The sequence below is a fragment of the Mitsuaria sp. TWR114 genome, from assembly GCF_007997345.1.
Genome location: NZ_VOSR01001100.1, coordinates 1 through 1,087, shown reverse-complemented (window position 1 = coordinate 1,087; position 1,087 = coordinate 1). Strand labels below are relative to the sequence as shown.

Genomic DNA, 1,087 nt, shown 5'->3' with positions numbered 1-1,087 from the left:
GCGAACAGCAGCACCAGCGCGCCGGCCAGCGAGACGGACACCGAGACCGCATAGGCGGCTGGCGCGAAACGTCCCGGGGCGGGACGGCGATTCTTCCGGAAAGCGATCATGGGATCTCCTGGGCCGCGTGTAGCGGCAGTGTTGAAGACAAGGTTGAAGTCAGGCCGGGTCGGCCACGTCGGTCGAGGGAACGTCGGTGACCTCACCGGGCTCCGCGGCGGAACCGGCCCGGGACGCGCCGGCGGCCGCGGGCTCGGGCGCGTCGTGCGGCGCCGGGGCGGCGGCGGGTGCCTGGCGCGGCGGCTTGGGCGCCGGCTTGCGCGCGAAGCCCACGTGATAAGCCATCCACTCGAGCACGACCTGGTGGTCGCCGATGCGCACCAGCGTGAAGCTGCGCTCCACCGCCAGCAGCGTGCCGCGCGGATGCGAGGCGCCGGACAGGCAGTCGTTGAGCTCCTCCATCTGGGCCTCGGTCTCCTCGCGCGTGCACAGCCGTGCGGGGTTGTCGCTCCCCACGACGAGGCGCTTGATGTACTTGACGTTGCTTTGATCGAACATGACGGCTCCGAGGGGAAGGCCCGCCCGCGCCCGGGCGCGGACGGACCTGCGTGGCGGGCGCTCGGGCCCGGGTCAGACGGCGGTCGGCGCGCCGACCTTGCGCGGCGCCACGGCGGACTGCAGGATGTCCATCACCCGCGCCAGGCCCTCGGGCATGCCGTCGTCAACGGCGTGGACCTCGACGTGGTACTTGGCCGAGTTGTCCGAGCTGCGCGTGTTCTCCTTGTGCGAGGACACCGAGCCGCTCACCGTCACCGACGCCTTGAAGGGGCCGAAGCCCACGCTGGCCGTGCCGGAGGCGGAGGCCTGCGCGCTGCTTTGCTCCTTGGACGCGAAGGACGACTTCACTTCCATGTCGAAGACGATGTCCACCTTGGTGATGCTCAGGTTGGGCACCTTGACGATGGCCAGCAGCGGCACGCTGAGTTCCACCTGCTCCTCGTAGAAGGTGCCGTCGGCGCTGTTGGTGTTGGCCGTGGGCCGCTTGAAGTTGAAGTTGACCTGGCGGGTCGCGCCCGGATTGCCGCTG

2 protein-coding genes are annotated in these 1,087 nt (G+C 70.3%); both read right to left on the bottom strand.

Annotated features, from left to right (window positions below; genetic code table 11):
* Window positions 1-159 precede the first annotated feature (159 nt).
* Window positions 160-558, bottom strand: a complete 399-nt coding sequence (locus tag FUT87_RS31240) for a hypothetical protein (RefSeq protein ID WP_254783215.1) — start codon at window positions 556-558, stop codon at window positions 160-162.
* A 72-nt stretch (window positions 559-630) separates the two neighbouring features.
* On the bottom strand, window positions 631-1,087 hold a 457-nt coding region (locus FUT87_RS27740; RefSeq protein ID WP_147243047.1), incomplete at its 5' end, for a DUF2589 domain-containing protein.